18 protein-coding genes, 3 tRNA genes and 1 pseudogene are annotated in these 21,569 nt (G+C 58.4%); 3 read left to right on the top strand and 19 right to left on the bottom strand.

Going from position 1 to position 21,569, the window contains the following annotated elements; translation table 11 throughout:
* Positions 1–52: 52 nt before the first annotated feature.
* Together V7756_RS06030 and V7756_RS06025 are read right to left on the bottom strand one after the other, a co-directional pair.
* Positions 53–1,396, bottom strand: a complete 1,344-nt coding sequence (locus tag V7756_RS06030) for an MFS transporter (protein ID WP_335609241.1) — start codon at positions 1,394–1,396, stop codon at positions 53–55.
* 330 nt (positions 1,397–1,726) lie between these two features.
* On the bottom strand, positions 1,727–2,059 hold the full coding sequence (locus tag V7756_RS06025; protein ID WP_335609240.1) for a DUF7693 family protein: 333 nt from the start codon (positions 2,057–2,059) through the stop codon (positions 1,727–1,729).
* 253 nt (positions 2,060–2,312) lie between these two features.
* On the opposite strand from V7756_RS06025, the gene V7756_RS06020 reads away from it, so the two are divergent.
* The gene (locus tag V7756_RS06020) at positions 2,313–3,077 is read left to right on the top strand and encodes an EAL domain-containing protein (RefSeq protein WP_335609239.1); all 765 of its coding nucleotides are present in this window, start codon (positions 2,313–2,315) and stop codon (positions 3,075–3,077) included.
* A gap of 148 nt (positions 3,078–3,225) precedes the next feature.
* The gene (locus V7756_RS06015) at positions 3,226–3,405 is read left to right on the top strand and encodes a hypothetical protein (RefSeq protein WP_335609238.1); all 180 of its coding nucleotides are present in this window, start codon (positions 3,226–3,228) and stop codon (positions 3,403–3,405) included.
* 82 nt (positions 3,406–3,487) lie between these two features.
* On the opposite strand, the pseudogene V7756_RS06010 reads toward V7756_RS06015, so the two are convergent.
* Positions 3,488–3,658, bottom strand: a pseudogene (locus V7756_RS06010) (IS3 family transposase); the annotation flags it as partial.
* A gap of 303 nt (positions 3,659–3,961) precedes the next feature.
* Positions 3,962–4,038 (bottom strand) — tRNA-Arg (locus V7756_RS06005).
* 324 nt (positions 4,039–4,362) lie between these two features.
* On the opposite strand from V7756_RS06005, the gene V7756_RS06000 reads away from it, so the two are divergent.
* Positions 4,363–4,692, top strand: coding sequence for an Arc family DNA-binding protein (locus tag V7756_RS06000; protein WP_335609237.1), 330 nt, complete (start codon positions 4,363–4,365; stop codon positions 4,690–4,692).
* 91 nt (positions 4,693–4,783) lie between these two features.
* On the opposite strand, the gene V7756_RS05995 is transcribed toward V7756_RS06000, so the two are convergent.
* The 15 genes from V7756_RS05995 to V7756_RS05925 form a co-directional block, all read right to left on the bottom strand.
* The gene (locus V7756_RS05995; protein WP_335609236.1) at positions 4,784–5,920 is read right to left on the bottom strand and encodes a sodium ion-translocating decarboxylase subunit beta; all 1,137 of its coding nucleotides are present in this window, start codon (positions 5,918–5,920) and stop codon (positions 4,784–4,786) included.
* Between the two features lie 10 nt (positions 5,921–5,930).
* Positions 5,931–7,706 (bottom strand): sodium-extruding oxaloacetate decarboxylase subunit alpha, encoded by a 1,776-nt coding sequence (gene oadA / locus V7756_RS05990; protein WP_335609235.1) that lies wholly within the window; start codon positions 7,704–7,706, stop codon positions 5,931–5,933.
* A gap of 48 nt (positions 7,707–7,754) precedes the next feature.
* Positions 7,755–8,012, bottom strand: a complete 258-nt coding sequence (locus V7756_RS05985) for an OadG family protein (protein ID WP_335609234.1) — start codon at positions 8,010–8,012, stop codon at positions 7,755–7,757.
* A gap of 181 nt (positions 8,013–8,193) precedes the next feature.
* A complete protein-coding gene (gene mgtE, locus V7756_RS05980; RefSeq protein WP_335609233.1) occupies positions 8,194–9,633 on the bottom strand; it encodes a magnesium transporter in 1,440 nt (479 codons plus the stop codon).
* 162 nt (positions 9,634–9,795) lie between these two features.
* A tRNA-Arg gene (locus V7756_RS05975) sits at positions 9,796–9,872 on the bottom strand.
* 97 nt (positions 9,873–9,969) lie between these two features.
* Positions 9,970–10,060: transfer RNA gene (locus V7756_RS05970), tRNA-Ser, on the bottom strand.
* Positions 10,061–10,120: 60 nt separating this feature from the next.
* Positions 10,121–10,306, bottom strand: coding sequence for a carbon storage regulator CsrA (csrA, locus tag V7756_RS05965; protein ID WP_083724804.1), 186 nt, complete (start codon positions 10,304–10,306; stop codon positions 10,121–10,123).
* 152 nt (positions 10,307–10,458) lie between these two features.
* Entirely contained in the window at positions 10,459–11,694 is a 1,236-nt protein-coding gene (locus V7756_RS05960; protein WP_335609232.1) for an aspartate kinase, read from the bottom strand.
* Positions 11,695–11,804: 110 nt separating this feature from the next.
* Complete coding sequence (alaS, locus tag V7756_RS05955) at positions 11,805–14,426, bottom strand: alanine--tRNA ligase (protein WP_335609231.1); 2,622 nt, start codon at positions 14,424–14,426, stop codon at positions 11,805–11,807.
* Between the two features lie 202 nt (positions 14,427–14,628).
* On the bottom strand, positions 14,629–15,639 hold the full coding sequence (gene astA / locus V7756_RS05950; protein ID WP_335609230.1) for an arginine N-succinyltransferase: 1,011 nt from the start codon (positions 15,637–15,639) through the stop codon (positions 14,629–14,631).
* Position 15,640: 1 nt separating this feature from the next.
* Positions 15,641–16,660 carry an arginine N-succinyltransferase gene (locus V7756_RS05945; protein ID WP_335609229.1) on the bottom strand — a complete coding sequence of 340 codons (1,020 nt, stop codon included), beginning with the start codon at positions 16,658–16,660 and terminating at the stop codon, positions 15,641–15,643.
* Between the two features lie 17 nt (positions 16,661–16,677).
* Entirely contained in the window at positions 16,678–17,886 is a 1,209-nt protein-coding gene (locus V7756_RS05940) for an aspartate aminotransferase family protein (protein WP_335609228.1), read from the bottom strand.
* 77 nt (positions 17,887–17,963) lie between these two features.
* Positions 17,964–18,953 (bottom strand): GlxA family transcriptional regulator, encoded by a 990-nt coding sequence (locus V7756_RS05935; RefSeq protein ID WP_335609227.1) that lies wholly within the window; start codon positions 18,951–18,953, stop codon positions 17,964–17,966.
* 197 nt (positions 18,954–19,150) lie between these two features.
* Entirely contained in the window at positions 19,151–20,335 is a 1,185-nt protein-coding gene (locus tag V7756_RS05930) for a thiolase family protein (RefSeq protein WP_335609226.1), read from the bottom strand.
* A 231-nt stretch (positions 20,336–20,566) separates the two neighbouring features.
* On the bottom strand, positions 20,567–21,379 hold the full coding sequence (locus tag V7756_RS05925) for an SDR family oxidoreductase (protein WP_335609225.1): 813 nt from the start codon (positions 21,377–21,379) through the stop codon (positions 20,567–20,569).
* Positions 21,380–21,569: the final 190 nt, after the last annotated feature.

Raw genomic sequence — 21,569 nt, 5'->3', positions numbered from 1 at the left:
TCTACTGGCCAACGAGCAATAACGGGCAGCGGCGCTCCCTAGCCGACGATACCTACCCAGGGCGGTGGTCGTCCTGGTCGGCATCGGCGGCGGCCACCTCGGCCTCGCTCAGGGTCGGCTCCTGCTCTTCTATCACATCGTCCTGCATCTGGTCGGCGACGGCCTGCTCATCCACCCGCGGGTCAATGGCCGCAGCCAATGGCGAGCTGGCCAGGTTGCCCGCCGCCGGCATGAAGTGCAGGGGCGCCTCTTCAACCAGGTGCTCGCCGGTAACGGCACCAGCCCGCACCCGAAACACCAGTACCAGCGAACAGCACGCCATGAAGATATAGAGCATGTCTGCACCCCACATTTTCATCATCGCCGAACTGGCCAAAGGCCCGACACTGGCGCCCAGACCAAAGGTCACCAGCAACATGGCAGATAGCGGCACACGGTCATCCGGTTCAACGTGGTCATTGGCCAGGGCGACCGCCAATGGATAGAGGGTAAATACCAGTAGGCCAAAAAATGCTGTCAGTATCATCAGTGCCATGCCGGGCAACAGATCCAGTGCAATCAGCACCGACACCCCAGTAAGCACTATGGCGTTGAGCTGGATCAGATGACTGCGATCCACGCGGTCAGACAACCAGCCCGCCGGCCACTGCGCCATCAAACCTGCGCAAATGGTAACCGCCATGAAGATACCGATCTGCGAGGTGGTCAAACCTGCGGTCTTGGCGAACACCGGCGCCATACCGTAGAAGGCCCCCAGCATCAGGCCGGCCACTGCGATGGTAGTCAACGCCTGCGGGATGCGCTCGACAAACAGTTTTACCTTGAGCGGCGCCGGGTGCAGCGGCGCCGGGTGAATCTGTTTGGTTATCGCCACCGGCACCAGGCACAGCGAGAAACACATGGCGACAAACAGCAAGTGCTCGATCTGCAACACCGGCATTACCGTAAACACCACCTGCCCGAGCACCAGCCCCAGGAAGGTCACCACCATGTAGCTTGCGAACACCATGCCGCGCTGGTGCGACTCGGCACGCTCGTTCAGCCAGCTTTCCAGCACCATGTACTGACACATCATGGCCATGCCGGTCAGCAACCGCAGCGCCAGCCAAACAGATACGTTCTCGGTCAGGGCGTGACCCAGAACCGAAGCTGTCACCACCCCTGCGCTGGCCACGAAGGCGCGAATATGGCCAACCCTGGCAATCAGCCGGTGGCCGATCGAAGCGCCCATCACCAGGCCCACGTAATAGCCGGTCATCAACACACCGATCCAGATTTCGCTCACCTCCTGCGCCGCCAGGTACAGGCCAAGGTAGGTACTCAACAGACCACTGCCCAGCAACATCAGCAGGGTTGCAAAATACAGTGAGGAAAAAGCCATCAGTGCTTGAGACATCAACGCTCCCGTGCGCAAAGAAAAATAAAACCTGTCAGACAGATATAGCAGCTAACGCCCGGATGGTCCTGGCGCAGACGTAAGCCAGACGTCCACAACCAGCGCCGCGGCACAGTAATTATCCATTCTGCCCGCCTGGCAAGCTGACCGGTTGACCGGGCGGTAGCCCTGCGAGTTCCATCATGGCCCTGAGCGCGCTGCCATTCGCATCCGCTTGAGTATGTCTTGGACAAGTTACAAGCAGGCGCAAGATGGGCGTCTTGTCACTTTTGCAGCGCAAAGCAGCCGCTACCGCAAGAAAAGTACTGATCGAAGGGGCAGCGAGCGCACTCAGCTCGACTCCAGGATTGCCATAAGTTGCGCCCGCTCCCACACGCTCAGCAGCTCCAGGGGGTCGGTACCAGGTTGGGCCCAGGCAGACTGATCCGCCCGGCGACCATCGCTCATTTGGCAGGCCAGGCAGTGATCAAGCGACCCTGACTCCTTGACCAGCCAGACAAGATGTCCCTCTATCTGCACCCGAACGGACCCGGTATGCACCTGCGTCCAGCTACCTTCTGCTGTACGCTCAAGGTGTAACAATCCCAGGGCGACATTACGCAACAGCTGATACACCTCGCGCGGGCCCGGCGAGGCCAGCTTGGCAGACTTGACAGATTTCACCTTGGCAGACTCCAGCATTCTCTCCACAGCTCCAATGATGGCTTGCATACGAACAGCTTCAATTCCGTGCCGCTGGCGATGCACGACAATGGAACCATAAAGCTTGATTGACGCCAAAGACAGTAAGTAAGGCCATCATATTGCTAGCATGCTTTACTCTCCTGTATGAGCGAGCTCATCAGGCTGGCAATCCATACCAGTGGCTGCGAATTGGCGCCGCCTTTATTGCAACGAGTGCGACAAGGTTTACGGGATGAATGACGACACAAAACATTGCGAACGGCAGATCTGCGCCAGTTGCTCCGATGAGCAGCAGCTGGATTTCGATTTCAGCATGGCTTTTCAGCCCATCATCGATTACAGCCAGCGGAGTATCTACGGTTACGAAGCGCTAGTGCGTGGCCTCAATAACGAATCGGCTTACTCGATAATCTCGCGGGTAAACGACGACAACCGCTATCTTTTTGATCAGCTCTGTCGAGTCAAGGCCATCGCACTCGCGGCGCAGTTGAATATCACCTCGATGCTCAGCATCAATTTTCTGCCTAACGCCGTCTATCAGCCCGAACGCTGTATTCGAACCACCCTCGAAGCCGCCCGAGTCCACAGTTTCCCGCCTGAACGCATCATGTTCGAGTTTACCGAAGCGGAAAAGATCGAAGACAGTAGCCACGTCAAACGTATTGTTGAGTACTACCACAAGCTGGGCTTCAAAACCGCTACCGACGATTTTGGCGCCGGGCATTCAGGCTTGAATCTGCTGGCCGACTTCCAGACCGATGTGATCAAGCTGGACATGGCGCTCATTCGTGATATCCACACCAGCAAGACCCGCCAGACCATCGTTCGGCACTGCCTCAACATGTTTCACGATCTGAACATCCAGCCCCTGGCCGAGGGGATAGAAACACGGGAAGAGTATGACTGGCTGCGCGCTGCCGGCATCGAGCTCATGCAGGGCTATCTGTTTGCCCGTCCCGGTTTCGAGTGTTTGCCCGAAGTGAATTTTCAGGATTGAGATCGTTTTACGTCGTTAAGACGCACACAAAGGTCTGATCCTCAGAGCCTTCCTGGGCGGCGCATTATCTGATACCGCACCTTTTCTACTCGCGATGCAAAGCCAGCGACTTACCAGCAGTCCGGACCTGAGGGATTGGGTAGTTGAAGTGGAAGCAGCCAACCAGGCGAAGCAACAAGAGCAAGCGACAGTGGTGGCAGTAGAAGCCAAACGTGGCTCGCTGAAGGATCTGCCTGAAGACTACACAGCCGAGCTATGCATCAACGGCGTGGTGTCGACCAAAAAGATCGAGCGCAGTATAACCCCTGCGCGCGCTGCTCGACCATGAACCTACAGAGTTGACCTTCACCAAAGAAGGCTACAGCACTCTTACCACCAAACAGCAGAATGTCATTAACAGACTGTAGTGGTCAACTATTCCCGGACAGTTTGTTAAGTCGTTTTTCCGCCAGCTCCGGTGGCAAGCCGGCGTTGTAGCTGTGCGGACGCCGTCTGTTGTAATAGCTCATCAAGTAGAAGCCTATGTCTCTCGTTGCCTCATGCAGATCCCGGTAACCCTGCTTGGGCATCCACTCGCTTTTAAAAAAAGCCGCTCCGGTGAGCGGCGTTATGAAGTGCTGGCACTGGTGCGCGTCTCACGGCCTCCTGGTGCGACGGCGTTAAAAAGAAGCGGTATCCGCCGGCCGTGTACATTGGCCCGAGCTCACCGCGCTGGCCCTTGGGCCTGGTGCGCCAAGTCACAGCAGGGACGTATAAATCGGTCACTACCGAAGGAAATGAAGGCCAGAAAGCAGCGTGAGTAAAAGAGGGACCAAAAGAAGGACCAAAAACCCAGAAAAACACAAGGCTTACCGACTGATAATCGCGTAAGCCTTTGTTTTAACTGGTGCGCGAGCCCGGATTCGAACCGGGGACCTACCGCTTAGGAGGCGGTTGCTCTATCCAGCTGAGCTACAAGCGCGAAAAACAGGTGAGCTGGCGTAGCCAACCCGTTGAATTCTAACAAGTGAGGCGGCATCTTAACTGAATTCAGCAAGCCTTGGCCACAGTAGCTGAAGGCGTGGCGAAAGGCCATTCGTCGTAATTCCGTCACAAAATGAAGACATTTTTTTGTCGCGCACTGGTATGCTGCTGAAAAACAGGTTTAACTAGTGCACTAAGCACTGGATTATTGTCTATACCTTAAATTATCTGACCGCGTTCCGGGCCATTCGAAAGCAGTTCGCAACACCTGCATTATTCGGCTGGCGTCGATTCACTTCATACAAGCGATTATTGTTGCCCTATGAAAACCGCTACCGCAGCCCAACATTACACCAGCCGTACTGCAGATAAATTTGTTGTACGTCTGCCTCAGGGAATGCGCGACCGCATCGCCGAAGTCGCCAAACAGCATCACCGCAGCATGAACTCCGAGATCATTGCGCGTCTTGAGCATAGCCTGCTGGATCTGCCTACCCTTCCCGAACAGAATCAGCCATCACGCCAGCTGCTCAACGAGCAACAGCTTGAGGGCCTGTCTTCTCCAGAGCAGGAGCTGCTGGTGCGTTTTCGCGAGATGAGCCGCCGCCAACAGAACGCCTTGCTGGCATTGCTGGCCAACGAGCAGCAATAAGCGCTACCGCCATCGGGCAGCGTTCTTCAGCAGCCTGGTTGGCAGAAAAAAACCCGCTCGATGAGCGGGTTTTTCATGCCTTGCTTTCGGCTTAGCCTACAAAGTTGAGCAGAATCCCTGCCGCAACTGCCGAGCCAATCACACCAGCGAGGTTGGGGCCCATCGCGTGCATCAACAGGAAGTTCTGAGGGTTGGCCTCAAGCCCTATCTTGTTGGATACGCGTGCAGCCATAGGCACCGCCGATACCCCTGCCGATCCGATCAGCGGGTTGATCTGCGCCTTGCTTACGAGATTCAGCAACTTGGCCATCAACACGCCGGCGGCGGTACCCGCACAGAACGCAATCATACCCAGCACCAGGATGCCGAGCGTCTTCAGCTGCAGGAATGATTCAGCTGACAACTTGGAGCCCACTGCCAGGCCCAGACCAATAGTCACGATATTGATCAGCGCGTTGCGTGACGTGTCCGCCAGCCGCTCGACCACACCGGATTCGCGCATCAGGTTACCGAAGCACAGCATACCCAGCAGTGGTGCTGCATCAGGCAGCAACAGGGCCACAAGCATGAGCAGCAACAGCGGGAAGATGATCTTCTCTGTTTTACTGACTACACGCAGCTGGGTCATGACAATGGCACGCTCCTTCTGCGACGTCAGTGCGCGCATGATCGGCGGCTGCAGCAATGGCACCAGCGCCATGTACGAGTAAGCGGCCACCGCAATGGGCCCGAGCAGATCCGGCGCCAGCTTGGACGTCACGAAGATCGAGGTAGGCCCGTCCGCACCGCCAATGATGGCAATGGAAGCGGCTTCTTTCATGGTGAACTCAAAGCCCGGTATGCCGGCGGAGGTCAGCGCCAGGGCACCCAGCAGCGTGCCGAAGATGCCGAACTGCGCTGCAGCGCCCAGCAGCAGGGTGCGGGGGTTTGCCAGCATGGGACCGAAGTCGGTCATCGCGCCCACGCCCATGAAGATCAGCAGCGGGAAGACACTGGTCGGCAGACCCACTTCATAGATCAGGTGCAGAATGCCACTGCCCTGGGCCATGTTGGCAACCGGCAGGTTGGCGAGAATACCGCCAAAACCGATCGGTATCAGCAGCAGAGGCTCGAAGCCCTTGCGGATGGCCAGGTAGACCAGACCAAAACAGACCACGATCATCACCGCCTGACCCCAGGTCATGTGGTAGATACCTGTGGTCTGCCACAGTTGGAGAAGCTTATCCATTAGTTTCCCCTTAACCGATGGTCAGCAAGGTATCGCCGACCGCAACCGCGTCGCCGACCTTGACGTCAATGGAAGCCACAGTACCGCCACGTACGGCGCGCACCTCGGTCTCCATCTTCATCGCTTCGAGGATCATTACCACCTCGCCCTCGTCGATTTCGTCACCCACGTGAACCAGCACCTTGAAGATGTTGCCAGAAAGCGGGGCCCCCTGCGCCTCGCCTTCCCCCACCGGCGCGGATGCAGCTGGTGCGGCAGCGCTTTCGCCGATTGGCTTGATGCCGGAAATATCGCCGCCGTCAGTAACCTGGACCACATACTCCTTGCCATTGACGCTGACGGTATAGGCTTCGGGACCAGCGCCCTTGGCGGCTGCTGGCAGCTCGTTGCCGGTGGGTACCGGCTCGAAGGCATCCGGGTTGCCGCGGTTTTCCAGAAACTTCAGGCCAATCTGCGGGAAAAGTGCGTAGGTAAGCACGTCGTCGATTTCGTTATCCGCGAGTTTGATACCCTTCTCGCTGGCCAGCCCTTTCAGCTCGGCGGTCAGCTTGTCCATCTCTGCTTCCAGCAAGTCGGCCGGACGACAGGTAATAGCCTGGGCACCATCCAGCACGCGCGCCTGCAGGTCGGCGTTGAACGGTGCCGGAGCAGCGCCGTACTCACCCTTGAGGATGCCCGCGGTTTCCTTGGTGATCGACTTGTAACGCTCGCCGGTCAGCACGTTGATCACTGCCTGGGTACCTACGATCTGGGAAGTCGGGGTTACCAGCGGGATGAAGCCCAGGTCTTCGCGCACGCGTGGGATCTCCGCCAGAACCTCATCAAACTTGTCGCTGGCACCCTGCTCTTTCAACTGGTTTTCCATGTTGGTGAGCATGCCGCCGGGCACCTGGGCAACCAGAATGCGCGAATCCACGCCCTTGAGATTGCCTTCGAACTTGGCGTATTTCTTCCGCACTTCACGGAAATAGGCCGCTACCTCTTCCAACAGCTCCAGATTCAGGCCGGTATCGCGCTCGCTGTTCTGGAAGATGGCGACTACGGACTCGGTCGGTGAGTGACCATAGGTCATGGACATCGAGGAGATGGCCGAGTCGACGTTATCGATGCCCGCTTCTGCGGCTTTCATGATGGATGCGGTAGACAGACCGGCTGTGGCGTGGCACTGCATGTGCACCGGAATGCTCAGCGTGCTCTTCAACTGGCTCACCAGATCAAAGGCTACATAAGGATTCAGGATGCCGGCCATGTCCTTGATGGCGATGGAGTCGGCGCCCATGTCTTCGATCTGTTTGGCCAGATCGACCCACATCTGGAGGGTATGCACCGGGCTGGTAGTGTAGGAGATGGTGCCCTGAGCGTGCTTACCCTGAACCTTGACGGCTTTCAGTGCAGTTTCCAGGTTACGCGGGTCGTTCATGGCGTCGAATACGCGGAACACGTCCACACCGTTGACAGCAGCACGCTCGACGAACTTCTCCACAACATCATCAGCGTAATGCCGGTAACCCAACAAATTCTGACCGCGCAGCAGCATCTGCTGACGGGTGTTAGGCATGGCCTGCTTCAGCGCACGAATACGCTCCCACGGATCTTCGCCAAGATAGCGAATGCAGGAATCAAAGGTTGCCCCGCCCCAGGATTCGACAGACCAGAAGCCAACCTGGTCAAGCTTGCCGGCAATCGGCAGCATGTCGTCAAGTCGCATACGGGTAGCCAGAATGGATTGATGTGCATCACGCAGGATCACATCGGTAATGCCCAGAGGCTTTTTAGTATCGGTCATAGTTGTATGGCCTTTATGATTTTAATGGTGAAAACCGCGAAAGGGGTGTCAGGAACTGCGGCGCGAACGGTGCTGCTTGATAGCAGCGCCAATGGCGGCGACAACATCCGGGTCAACACTGGCAGGGGCAGCGCTGGGCTTGCGAGCTGGCTTTTTCGGCGCAGGCAGCGCCTCTGGAAAATAACGTGACAAGATAACGGACATGAGGCTGGTGCAGGCCACCAGCAAAATCAGAAACCCGAAAACTGATCCCATTCCCAGGAGCATCAGTTCCACTCCTTCGGCAACCATATTGGTCGGTTCCATTTTATCTCCTGCAGCTCTGAACCTGATCAAACCAGGCTGCCATGCTGCTTATAGTTGGAAAAAATCCGCAGGATCAGACCGCCGGCCGACGGTTGTCCCACACTAAAAAACGGCTCAATGTATCCTGATGTGACATTTTTGGCAATCCAGGCGACACCTCACACCAGGGGCCTGGCACGCGTCAAAGAAGGAAAAGTGTCGCCAGCCCGAGGAAGATGAAAAAGCCGCCACTGTCAGTAATGGCGGTTATCAGCACACTGGAGCCAAGCGCCGGGTCACCTCCCAGGCGCAGCCGAATCAAGGGTATGAATACCCCCATACAGGCCGCCAGCAGCATGTTCAGCGTCATCGCGGCCATCAGCACTATCGCCAGCGGTACGCTGCCATACAAGGCGAAGGCAATCGCTGCCAGAACTATCCCCCAGAACACACCGTTGATCAGTGCAACACTGGCCTCCTTGCGCAGCAAGCGTCTGCCGTGCGCCACCTGCACCTGACCGGTCGCAACGCCTCGCACAATCATGGTAATGGTCTGGTTACCCGAGTTACCGCCAATACCGGCAACTATCGGCATGAGTGCGGCCAGCGCCACCAGTTGCTCGATGGCATTCTCAAACAGCCCGATCACTCGCGAGGCGATCAATGCGGTGCAGAGGTTGACCGCCAGCCAGGCCCAACGGTTGCGAACCGATTTCCAGACTGACGCGAAGATGTCTTCCTCTTCTCGCAGACCGGCCGCATTGAGGACCTCGGCCTCGCTCTCCTCGCGGATATAGTCGACCATCTCGTCAATGGTCAATCGGCCGCACAATCGGCCGCTGCGATCCACTACCGGGGCGGATACCAGATCATAACGCTCGAAAGCCTGAGCGGCCTCACCAGCATCGTCTGCCGGATCGAACACCACAGGATCGTCTGCCATGACATCCACAACGACTTCGTCGGGCGAGCCCACCAGCAGCTTCTTGATTGGCAAGACGCCCTTGAGCAGACCCTGGGTATCCACTACGAAGAGCTTGTCGGTATGGTCTGGCAGCGCATCGAAGCGGCGTAGATAACGGCTGACCACCTCGAGCGTGACGTCATCCCGAATGGTGATCATGTCGAAGTCCATCAACGCACCGACCTGATCTTCATCGTAGGACAGCGCCGACTTCAATCGATCACGCTGTTGCGCGTCCAGGGTATCCATCAGCTCGCGCACCACATCGCGTGGCAGATCCGGCGCCAGGTCAGCCAGTTCATCCGCGTCCAGGGTGTTGGCCGCAGCGATGATCTCGTGGCTGTCCATGTCGGCGATCAGCGTTTCACGCACCGCGTCAGAGACTTCAAGCAGAATTTCGCCATCGCGCTCGACCTTGACCAACTGCCAGACGGCCAGGCGCTCTTCCAGTGGCAGGGATTCGAGAATGTAGGCGACGTCGGCGGGGTGCAGTTCGTCCAGCTTGCGTTGCAGCTTGACCAGATTCTGCTGGTGCACCAGATGCTCGACCAGCTCCTGATGCTGCCCTTCCTGCTTGTGTACCAGGCCTTCCACCAGGCGCTGACGGCTCAACAGTTCCTGCACCTGCTCCAGACGATCCTGCAGGCTTTCTGGTGATTTTCTGTTGATATCCGGCATAGCAGCATTCCTGGCAGGCCCGGGCACGGGGTTCAGCACAGGCGGATCGAATAGACCACGCCAATGAGACTGCGTTCCAGCCTAGCAGGCTTTGCTGGCACGCTCAGCTGTACTTTTGTGACAGCAAAAAAAAACCCACTGAAATCAGTGGGTTTTTCTGTTTGGTGCACTCGGGAGGATTCGAACCTCCGACCGCTCGGTTCGTAGCCGAGTACTCTATCCAGCTGAGCTACGAGTGCATTGTGGGTGCGAATTATAGGCTGTTTTTTCAACCTGTCAAACATTTTTTTCTTTAGAATTCAGAAACTAACGCTTGACAACCCATAAGCCACAAAGTGGCGGAGAGGGCGGGATTCGAACCCGCGATACCCTTTTGAGGTATACTCCCTTAGCAGGGGAGCGCCTTCGGCCACTCGGCCACCTCTCCGTAACACGCGCAGAATATTAACTGCGCGCTTTCCTTAATGCAAGGAAAAACCCAATAAAATTAGTTATTTGGTTCTTCGTCTTTTTCTTTCTGAATCCGCTGGTAGATCTCTTCCCGGTGTACAGCCACTTCTTTCGGGGCGTTCACGCCGATTCGTACCTGGTTGCCCTTGACGCCCAGAACGGTCACGGTTACTTCATCACCAACCATCAGGGTTTCACCAACCCGTCGAGTGAGTATCAGCATTCCTTTTCTCCTTGCTCATGATCAGGACACAACAGTCTGCAAAAAACCGGCTTGGTGCCTCTGTCTCCCTGAGGAGTCACAGGCGGACACGGCAGCCAGAGACCGTGCCCTTGCAAGCAGACCGCTAGCGGCCTGCGAGAATCGGGTGTAACTCAGGCCTCGCGCGCTACTTCCGCGTCCAGGCCAAAAGCAGTGTGCAGCGAGCGCACCGCCAACTCGAGATACTTCTCGTCAATCACCACCGAGACCTTGATCTCCGAGGTGGAAATCATCTGGATGTTGATGCTGTCCTTGGCCAACGCCTCGAACATGTTGCTGGCAACACCGGCGTGCGAGCGCATGCCCACACCTACAATGGACACCTTGGCGATCTTGTCATCGGCAGCCACTTCACGCGCACCAATACTCACCGCCGTTTCCTTCAGAATAGCCTCCGCCTTGCGGAAGTCATTGCGGTGCACCGTAAAGGTGAAATCCGTGGTGTTGTCCTGTGACACATTCTGCACAATCATATCGACTTCGATATTGGCAGCACTCACCGGACCAAGAATCTTGAAAGCCACGCCGGGGGTGTCCGGGACGCCTCGAATAGTGAGCTTGGCTTCATCACGGTTGAATGCAATGCCGGAGATGACGGGTTGTTCCATCGACACATTTTCCTCAAGGGTAATAAGAGTACCGGGGCCTTCTTTGAAGCTGTGCAATACCCGCAGGGGTACGTTGTACTTGCCTGCAAATTCGACCGAGCGAATCTGCAGTACCTTTGAACCCAGGCTGGCCATTTCGAGCATTTCCTCGAAGGTAATCTTATCCAGCCGCCGAGCGCTTTCTACCACCCGCGGATCGGTGGTATAGACACCGTCAACATCGGTATATATCTGGCATTCGTCTGCCTTCAATGCCGCCGCCAACGCCACACCGGTAGTGTCGGACCCGCCGCGACCCAGAGTGGTAATGGCACCACCCTCATCCACGCCCTGGAAGCCAGCGACAATCACTACACGCCCTTCGGCCAGTTCGGCGCGCAGGCGATCATCGTCGATCTGCTGAATACGCGCCTTGCCGTGCGAGCTATCGGTGACAATGCGCACTTGCGAGCCGGTAAAGGAGACAGCAGGCACGCCAGTCGCCTTCAGCGCCATAGCCAATAGACCAATGGTGACCTGCTCGCCGGTAGAGACAATCACATCCATCTCGCGCGCGTCGGGCTCTGGCTGAATCTGCCGAGCCAGATCTATCAGGCGGTTGGTTTCGCCGCTCATGGCGGAAACCACTACTACCAGATCGTGCCCCTGCGACTTGAAGCCTTTGATTTTCTCGGCGACCTGCATGATGCGTTCAACGCTGCCAACCGAGGTACCACCAAACTTCTGGACAATAAGCGCCATTTTGTTACGTCAATCCTCACCCGGAGATCGGCTTGCCGACCATTGCCTGGCACCCGAACAGGTGCCTCCTTGTTCATCTACTACCCCAAGCTTCTCTACTGCTGAGCGCTCTACTGCTGACCAACCCAGTTCAGCGCGTCCGCCAGCGCCTTGTCCAGCGCAGCCACATCGGTACCGCCGCCCTGGGCCATGTCGGGGCGTCCTCCGCCTTTACCACCCACCGCCTGCGCGGTATTGCGAATCCAGTCGCCAGCCTTCACCTGACTAGCCAGATCCTTGGTGACGCCGGCTACCAGCACAACCTTGCCGTCTGCTTCGCCGCCCAGGAGTATGGCGACAGAGCCCAGCTTGTTCTTCAACTGATCGACCAGAGCCATAAGGCCCTTGCCGTCCATACCATCGACCCGCTTGACCAGCACGGTACGATCACCCACCTTCTGCGCTTCAGCGGCAAGATCGCTACCGGCAGCGCTGGCTGCCTTGGCCTTGAGCTGTTCAACATCCTTTTCCAGTTGGCGAGTACGCTCGACCAGAGCCGACAGCTTTTCTATAACCGTATCGCGGCTGCCCTTGACCACCTGGGCAGCTTCGCGCAGGCGCTCTTCGGTTTGCGCGACAAACTCAATCGCACCTTGACCGGTGACTGCTTCGATACGGCGCACCCCTGAGGCGATACCACTTTCGACGGTAATCTTGAACAAACCGATATCGCCAGTGCGCTGCACATGGATACCACCACACAGCTCGACGGAGAAGCCGCCGCCCATGGTCAAGACCCGTACTTCATCACCATATTTTTCGCCAAACAGGGCCATTGCGCCCTTCTCCTTGGCGGTTTCTATGGTTGTGACTTCAATATCGACGGCAGAGTTCTGTCTGATCTGCTCATTCACCAGATTTTCCAGTTCACGCAGTTGCTCGGGCTTGATCGCCTCGTAGTGACTGAAGTCGAAACGCAGGCGCTGACTGTCCACCAGCGAGCCCTTCTGCTGCACGTGCTCGCCCAGCACCTGGCGCAGCGCGGCATGCAAGAGGTGAGTGGCAGAATGGTTCAGCGCAGTAGCCAGACGCACCCCGGCATCCACTCGCGCTTCCACCTGTTGCCCCTTGTCGAGGCTGCCCTGCAGCACGGTACCGTGATGCAGGTGGGCATTACCCGCCTTGGTGGTGTCATGCACCTCAAAGCGCAAGCCCTCTGCTTCCAGATAGCCGGTATCACCAACCTGGCCGCCTGATTCTGCGTAGAAAGGCGTTTCGTCCAGCACCACCACACCGCTGTCGCCTTCCTTGAGCTGCTCTACTGCCAGCCCTTCGCTATACAGGCCCAACACCTTGCCCTGGCCCTGAGTTCCGGCGTAGCCCTGGAAACGTGTATCGGCTTCGACTTTGACCAGCGCGTTGTAATCCATGCCGAACTGGCTGGCCGAACGAGCACGCTCACGCTGTGCTTGCATCGCAGCCTCGAAGCCGGCTTCGTCTATGGTCAGGTCTCGTTCGCGGGCGATATCGCCCGTCAGGTCCACCGGGAAGCCGAAGGTGTCATAGAGCTTGAACACAACATCACCGGGAATTTCGCTACCCTGCAATGCGGCCAGATCCTGCTCGAGAATCTTCAAGCCCTGATCCAGCGTCTTGGCAAACTGCTCTTCCTCGGTCTTCAGCACCCGCTCGATGTGCGCCTGCTGCGTCTTCAGCTCGGGGAAGGCAGCGCCCATCTCGGCCACCAGCGCAGCGACAATCTTGTGGAAGAACAACCCGGTAGCGCCCAGCTTGTTACCGTGACGGCAGGCGCGGCGAATGATGCGGCGCAGTACATAGCCGCGGCCTTCGTTGGACGGCAATACGCCGTCAGCGATCAGGAAGCTGCAGGAGCGGATGTGATCGGCCACCACTTTCAGTGACGCGGCGTTATCCTGCGCACAACCGATGGCCTGCGCCGAAGCATCTAGCAGACTCTGAAACAGGTCTATCTCGTAGTTGGAATGCACGTGTTGCAGTACCGCACTGATGCGCTCCAGGCCCATGCCGGTATCCACGCTGGGCGCTGGTAACGGCTGCATCTCGCCATCGGCGGTGCGGTTGAACTGCATGAAGACGTTGTTCCATATCTCGATATAGCGGTCGCCGTCCTCTTCCGGACTGCCGGGCGGGCCGCCCCAGATTTCCTCGCCGTGGTCGAAGAATATTTCGCTGCAGGGGCCGCAGGGGCCGGTGTCGCCCATCGCCCAGAAGTTGTCCGAGGCGTAGGGCGCACCCTTGTTGTCACCGATGCGCACCATGCGCTCTGCTGGCACACCAACTTCTTTGGTCCAGATATCGTAGGCTTCATCATCACTGGCGTAGACGGTTACCCACAGTTTTTCCTGCGGCAACCCAAGCCAGTCACTGGAGGTAAGAAACTCCCAGGCGTAGTTGATGGCATCGCGCTTGAAGTAGTCGCCAAAGCTGAAGTTGCCGAGCATTTCAAAAAAGGTGTGATGGCGCGCGGTGTAACCCACGTTCTCCAGATCGTTGTGCTTGCCACCGGCGCGCACGCATTTCTGACTGCTGGTGGCGCGGGTATAGGCACGCTTCTCCAGCCCCAGAAAGCAGTCCTTGAACTGGTTCATGCCCGCATTGGTGAACAGCAGCGTTGGATCATTCGCCGGAATCAGCGAACTGGAGGCGACGCGGCTATGCCCTTTTTCTTCAAAGAAACGGAGGAAGGCTTCACGGATTTCTGCGCTTTTCATAGGTCCCTTACCACAAACTGGTCGGCCTGCTGCAGTTCAGAGGGTGTGTCGCGGTCTGCGCCGCCTGGGGAAATGACCCGAGAGCTGCTTGAGCTAGGCAAAGACGCGCATTATATAGGCATCAGCGGCTACGATGCATCAGCTGCGCGGTTGATATTATCTATGAACAGGATAGTTGCCTGACGCGACGGCCGCGCCGGGCTCAGCCTTGCAGCGCGACCGCTCTAACCGGAGTGCCGGCACGCAGCTTCAATTGCTCGGCCGAGGCAGCCGACACCACCAGGGTACCCGCAGCCACCCGCGCCGGCGCCGCAATCATGCGGCAACCTTCGCGCAGGCGATTGTGAATCAGATGGGTGGCCGCCTCGTCCCCCGGTGTACCTATTGCCAGCAACAGAGTGCGACTGTCGCGGATGGCGCGCACCTGGCTGCGCTGCGCTTCGAGCGTGGCTCCGCCGTCGAAGATATCGACGTAACCCTGATAACACATGCCCTCCTCTTCCAGTACCGCGCGGCCAGCTTCGGAATCCGGATGCACCTGGCCGATGGCTTCGCGAGCGGCCTCACTCAGAAAGCAGGCGTAGAGCGGAAACTTCGGCATCATCTCGGCGATAAAGGCCTTGTTGCCGATACCGGTCAGATAGTCGGCACGGGCAAAATCCATGCGGAAAAAATGCTGGCCCAGGCTGTCCCAGAAAGGTGAGCGACCAGCGCCATCCGAGCGTCCACGCATCTCGACTATGACCCTCGGCGAGAAATCCTGCGGATATTCAGCCATGAACATGAAGCGCGCCTTGGACAACAGCCGCGGGTTGTCGGCCAGACGATAGTCCGGACCAAGGAAATAGGAGCACAGCGCCGTTGCCCCGGTCAGGTCATTGACCAGAAACAGCGTCGGCTGCTGGCGATAAACGTTCAGCTCACGGCTTGCGGCGACTGTCAGCCCCATGCGATAGCTGTACCAGGGCTCGCGCATGCCCGCAGCTCCCAGCATGCCGCTGGTACCTACTACCTGGCCGTGCTCATTTTCCAGCACGAAAAGGTAGTCGGCATCGGCCTGCGCTACCGCACCGCGAAAGCTCTGCTCCACACGCTGCAATCGCTCTGCCAGACGGTCTTCGCTGGCGGGCAGGGAGGTCAAACCCGAACCAGCGCTCGCAGCCAGCGCCAGCAAAGTATCCAGATCTCGCTCTTCGGCGGCACGAACCAGCATCTCAGTTCCCCCTCACCAGACGTACCTGATCGCCGTCAGCCAGGCACAGGCTTTCGGCAATGGCCGCCTCAAGCACCAATGGCTGTCCCGGCTGCCAGGCAAGCTGCAGAGCACAGGCGCGAAAATCACAAACCTGGGTATTGGCCACCAACCACAGCTCGTCCCCCGCAGCAGGAGTGCCTATCTGCACCCTGACCAACTGGCTGCTACGTACGGTATTGAGCAACGCGGTCTTGGCGTGCACCACCGGCCCGCCGTCGAAAATATCGACATAGTTGTCGGTCTCGAAGCCTTCGCTCATGAGAATATCAAAGACGTCCTGTACCGAAGGATTGACCTGCCCTATCACTTCCTGCGCCTCGTCCGACAGCATGGGGACATAGATCGGATAGCCTGGCATCAGCTCGGCCAGAAAACTGCGTCCACGTTCACTGCCGATGCGCTCGGCCTCGCAATAACTGACCGCGAAAAAATGGCGACCCACGGCATCCCAGAAAGGCGCGTTGCCTTCGTCATCGCTGACACCAACCACCTCGACCGAGGTCGACTCGGCAAAGCGCTGCGGATGGCTGGCCATGAACAGCAGACGCCCGCGCGCGTTGAGCTGCATGGCGGCAGTGTCTTTCTGCCCTTCGGCCAGATGAAAACCGGCCAGCAGGCTGTGGCCGGTCAGGTCATGACACAGCGACAGCACGTGAATGCGGTTGTGCAGGCCGAGTTCACGCGAGGCGTGAACAAACATCTCGTTGCGGAAGGTATAGAAAGGTGCGCGAAAGCCCGAAGCGGCAATGATGCCGCTGCAGCCGACCAGATCACCGTTGTCAGTGTCTTCCAGCACAAAGAAGTAGCGCTCCTCGCCGGTGAAGGTGACCTCTTCCGCCATGGACGCCTGCGAGGCGTCAAGGATGTCGGCCAGCCGCTCGCGATTGGCCGGCAACGAGGTTACGCCGACCGGGCTGGCCGCCGCCAGCCGTTCGATCTGCGGCAAATCGCTCCGTTTCCCCAATCGCAGCAGCAACATCGCATGCTCTCCGTGTTCTAGCCGACCAGCCGCTGCAGCGCTTTGCGCAGCCGCTGCATGCCTTCGCTGATATCGGCTTCGTCAATGATCAGGCTAGGCGCCAACCGCATCACGTCCGGGCCGGCCTGCAGCACCAACAAACCTTCTTCCTGCGCCAGGGTCTGCACATCCTTGGCCTTTCCGCGCCACTGCTCAGCCATGACCGCACCCAACAACAGGCCACGGCCACGAACCGTCGAAAACACGCCAAACTCATTGGCCATCTGCTGCAAGGCGTCGGTCAGCAGCCGATTGCGCTGCACAACGCCGTCGAGCACCTCAGGCGTATTGACGATCTCCAGCACCCGCCCGGCAACGGCGCAGGCCAGCGGGTTACCGCCATAGGTGCTGCCATGAGTACCCACGGCAAAATGCTCGGCCACCGCAGCGGTCGCCAACATGGCGGAAATCGGGAAGCCGCCACCCAGACTCTTGGCGCTACTGAGAATGTCCGGCGCCACGCCGCTGTGCATATAAGCGAAGAGCTTGCCGGTGCGCCCCATGCCGCTTTGCACTTCATCAAAGATCAACAAGGCATTGTGCTTATCGCACAGCGCTCGCACCTGACGCAGATAGTCATCACTGGCAGGAATCACCCCGCCCTCGCCCTGCACCGGCTCCAGCACCACCGCACAGGTATGCTCGGAGATTGCGGCCTCCAGCGCGGCGATATCCTGATAGGGTACGTGGCTGATACCACCCAGTGCGGGACCAAAGCCTTCGGAGTACTTGGGTTGACCGCCCACGCTGACGGTGAACAGCGAACGGCCGTGAAAACTGTTGCTGCAGGCAATGATCTGATGTTTCTGCGGCCCATAAATGTTGTGCGCCCAGCGCCGCGCCAGCTTGAATGCCGCCTCGTTGGCTTCGGCGCCGGAGTTGGCAAAGAACACCTTGTCGGCAAAGGTGGCCGAAACCAATTGATCAGCCAGGCGCAGCGCCGGCTCGTTGGTCATGATGTTGGAAACGTGCCAGAGCCGACCAGCCTGCTCGGTCAGCGCCTCTACCAGTGCCGGGTGCGCGTGCCCCAGCGCGTTCACGGCGATCCCTCCGGCCAGGTCGACGTACTCTCGGCCCTGCTGATCCCACAGGCGCGAACCTGCACCGCGCACGGGCACCATGTTCACCGGCGCATAATTTGGCACCATAACCCGATCAAAATCAGCCCGACCTACTACTGTTGACACTGTCCTCTCCTTCTTTTCTAGCCAAGCACCACCATTGGCACTTGCATGCATTTTCCTGACCAGCCCGCAGGCTGATATCAGGATTCTCTCGCCACACCCTCTGCGGCCTGCTGCGCACGCCGCTGGTTGCGATCTTCACGCGGTGTGACGCCAAAACAGTTGCGATAGGCACTGGAAAAATGCGGACCGGATGAAAATCCGCAGGACAAACCTATCTGGATAATCGATTTGCTGGTTTGCAGCAGCAACTGCCGCGCCCGATTGAGCCGCAATTCCAGATAGTACTGCGAAGGTACGCTATTGAGATATTGTTTGAATATGCGCTCAAGCTGGCGCCGCGACACGCAAACATGTCGCGCTATCTCGTCCGTGGTGAGCGGTTCCTCGATATTGGACTCCATTAGAATAACGGCCTGGGTCAACTTCGGATGGCTACTGCCCAGACGATTGCGCAGTGGCATGCGCTGGCGTTCACTGCCATCACGTATACGCTCCACTACCAGGTCTTCTGCCACCAGCGCGGCCAGATCCTGGCCCTGTTCCTGCGCCAGCAAGGTCAGAAACAGATCGGTAGTGGCCTGCGCGCCGCTGCTACTCGCCAAGCCATCGCCCAGCTCGAACAGATGAGTAGTGGCTTCAACATCCGGAAAGCGCTCGCGAAACTCATCCAGCATGCGCCAATGCACCGCGCAGCGACGCTCATCCAGCAAACCAGCAAGAGCAAGACCGGCGACACCCGCTTCCAGACCGCCGACCAGCACTCCAGCGGCGACCGCCTCCTGCAGATAAATCAGCAAGGCAGGCGGCAGCGACTCCGCTGGCGGCAACTGATCGGCCAACAGCCACAGCTGCGCCAAGCCGGGCGCACAATGTTGCCAGGGCGCCGGCGACACGCTCAGGCCATCTGCCTGCAGCGGATGTTCATCCAGGGTATAGGTTTCCGGCGCATAGCATGGCTGCTCGGCCATGCGATTGGCCGATAAAAGTACCGACAGCGCGGGCATCAGCGCGCCCGGATGGGTGCCGGGCAGCAACACAAAGCCGACGCGACGCACGTCAGTCGCCATGACAAAACCCGCTGATGTACTGAAACCCCCGCATTGAGCCGCCGTAACCCTGTGCCGTTCTGGTTTCGGCATTGTGCCACAAGGCTGTGCGGCTGGCACCGGCATTGCTGCGCAAAAACAGCAGACACAAAAAAGGCGTGCACCAGGCACGCCTCTTACGGCAGCGCTGAGCCACAGGCCCGCGCGGCAAGTGCTGCTTACTTGTAGACTTCGAACAGGCCGGTAGCGCCCATACCACCGCCCACACACATGGTGACCACACCGTAACGCTTGCCACGACGCTGCAGCTCGCGCACCAGATGGCCCACCTGACGTGAGCCGGTCATGCCGAAGGGGTGACCGATGGAGATGGAGCCGCCGTTGACGTTGTACTTCTCGTTGTCGATCTTCAGGAAGTCACGCGCATACAGGCACTGGGAGGCGAAAGCTTCGTTCAGTTCCCACAGGTCGATGTCGTCAACGGTCAGGCCACGCGCCTTGAGCAGCTTGGGCACCGAGTAAACCGGACCGATGCCCATTTCATCAGGCTCACAACCGGCAACGGTAAAACCGCGGAAGTAGGCAAGCGGCTTGAGACCCAGCTCGAGCGCCTTATCGAGGCTCATCAGCAGGGTCATGGAGGCGCCGTCAGACAGCTGGGAAGCGTTACCGGCAGTCACGGAACCGTCTTCGGAAAAGACCGGCTTCAGGCTGTTCAGGCCTTCGAGAGTGGTCTCCGGACGGTTGCACTCGTCACGATCAACCACACCATCAACCACGCTGACTTCACCAGTGGCTTTGTCCTGCACCTGGTACTTGACGTTCATCGGCACGATTTCGTCGTCGAACAGGCCTTCAGCCTGGGCACGCGCGGTGCGCTGCTGGCTCTGCAGCGCGTATTCGTCCTGCTGCTCGCGAGTGACGTTGTAGCGGCGCGCGACGATCTCGGCAGTCTGACCCATGGGGTAATAGATGCCGGGAAAGTCCTTCTCCAGAATCGGGTTGACGAAGTTGTCGGTGTTGCGGCTCTTGGCTGTCATGGTGATGGACTCGACACCACCGGCAACGATTGCGTCGGAGCAACCGGAAGCGATCTGGTTAGCGGCAATGGCAATGGCCTGCAGACCGGAGGAGCAATAACGGTTCAGCGTCATGCCGGCCACGTCGATCCCCATCTTTGACAGTACCGCCACGTTGCGGCCGATGTTGTGGCCCTGGGCGCCTTCGTTGGAACCGGCGCCAACAATGCAGTCGTCGATCAACTTGGGATCCACACCAGTGCGCTCCAGCAGCGCGTTGACACAATGCGCGGCCATATCGTCCGGGCGGGTAATGTTGAACTTGCCGCGAAACGACTTGGCCAGACCGGTCCGTACACTGTCGACAATAACGACTTCACGCATCTCGAAAACCTCAAAATCAGCTGGGTGTAGCGCGCACTCTGCCGCCGAATGCGGTGGAGACGCCTGAATTGACGACACCCGAAAACAGCGCCTGAGGTGTCGCTAAGGCGCATAAGCATAATGACCGGCCCGCGCGTGGTAAACACCATAGACCAGCGTGATAAAGCGCCATTCTGCGAGAAGAACGACAGAACATGCAGCCGACCGCCCGGTCAGCTGCATATCAGGGCCTTAGCTCTGCTGCAGCCGGCGCGCTGCCAGCTTGAACATTTCCTGATAAATAACCTGCGGATCGGCACGTTTCTGCTCCAGCGCCAGGCGGCCGCGCTCGTGCGGCAAGATCATGAAGCTGCCGGCCTCACTTTCGCGGTAGGTCACGTCTGCGACATCGGCGGCGCTGATGGGCGAGCTTTCCAGCAACTTGGCCATCTCGGTTTTGGATTGATGATCTGGACCGTGATAGGAGTCCAGCAGATTGGTCTGGAAGAAGGACGGGCACACCACGCTGACGCCAATGCCCAGCGGCTGCAGCTCGGCTAACAGGCTTTCCGACAGCGCCAGCACTCCTGCCTTGGCCACATTGTAATTGCTCATGCCGGGCGTCTGAATATGCGCGGCCATGGAGGCGATGTTGATGATGCGCCCATTGCCCTGTGCCAGGAACAGGGGCATGAATGCCTTGCAACCCTTGACCACCCCAATCAGGTTGATGCCGATCTGAAAATCCCAGTCTTCCAGAGTGAGATCCCAGAACATGCCGCCGGACGCCACGCCGGCGTTGTTGATCAACACATCCACGCCGCCAAAGCGCTCCTCGCAACTTTGCGCCAGCGCCGCCAGCTGGCTGAAATCGCGCACATCACAGCGCTGACTGAAACTCCAACCGCCGGCATCGGCCACCAGTTGGCGGGTCTCCTTCAATCCCTCATCGTTGATGTCGGCCAGCGCCAGACGCGCGCCTTCACGCGCATAACGCAAAGCCAGCTCACGGCCAAGGCCGCTGCCGGCGCCGGTAATCACGACGCGTTGTCCTGTTGATTGCATGAAAACCCCTTAACTATGAAATACGCTGTTTTTGTTGTTGTGTGCGAGCGAAAGACTCGAAACACAGTCTAGCGACAAGCATCGCGGCGGGCGGGGTTTTGGCGCCAATATAAACGCCATGAATCAAGCGCTCTACACGCCAGCGTGATTACCCAGAGGTGGCATTGACGGCGGATGCAGGTGCTGATGG

This window comes from Halopseudomonas sp. (assembly GCF_036961105.1).
Taxonomy (GTDB): Bacteria; Pseudomonadota; Gammaproteobacteria; order Pseudomonadales; family Pseudomonadaceae; genus Halopseudomonas.
This window is presented reverse-complemented; position numbering and strand designations above follow the sequence as displayed.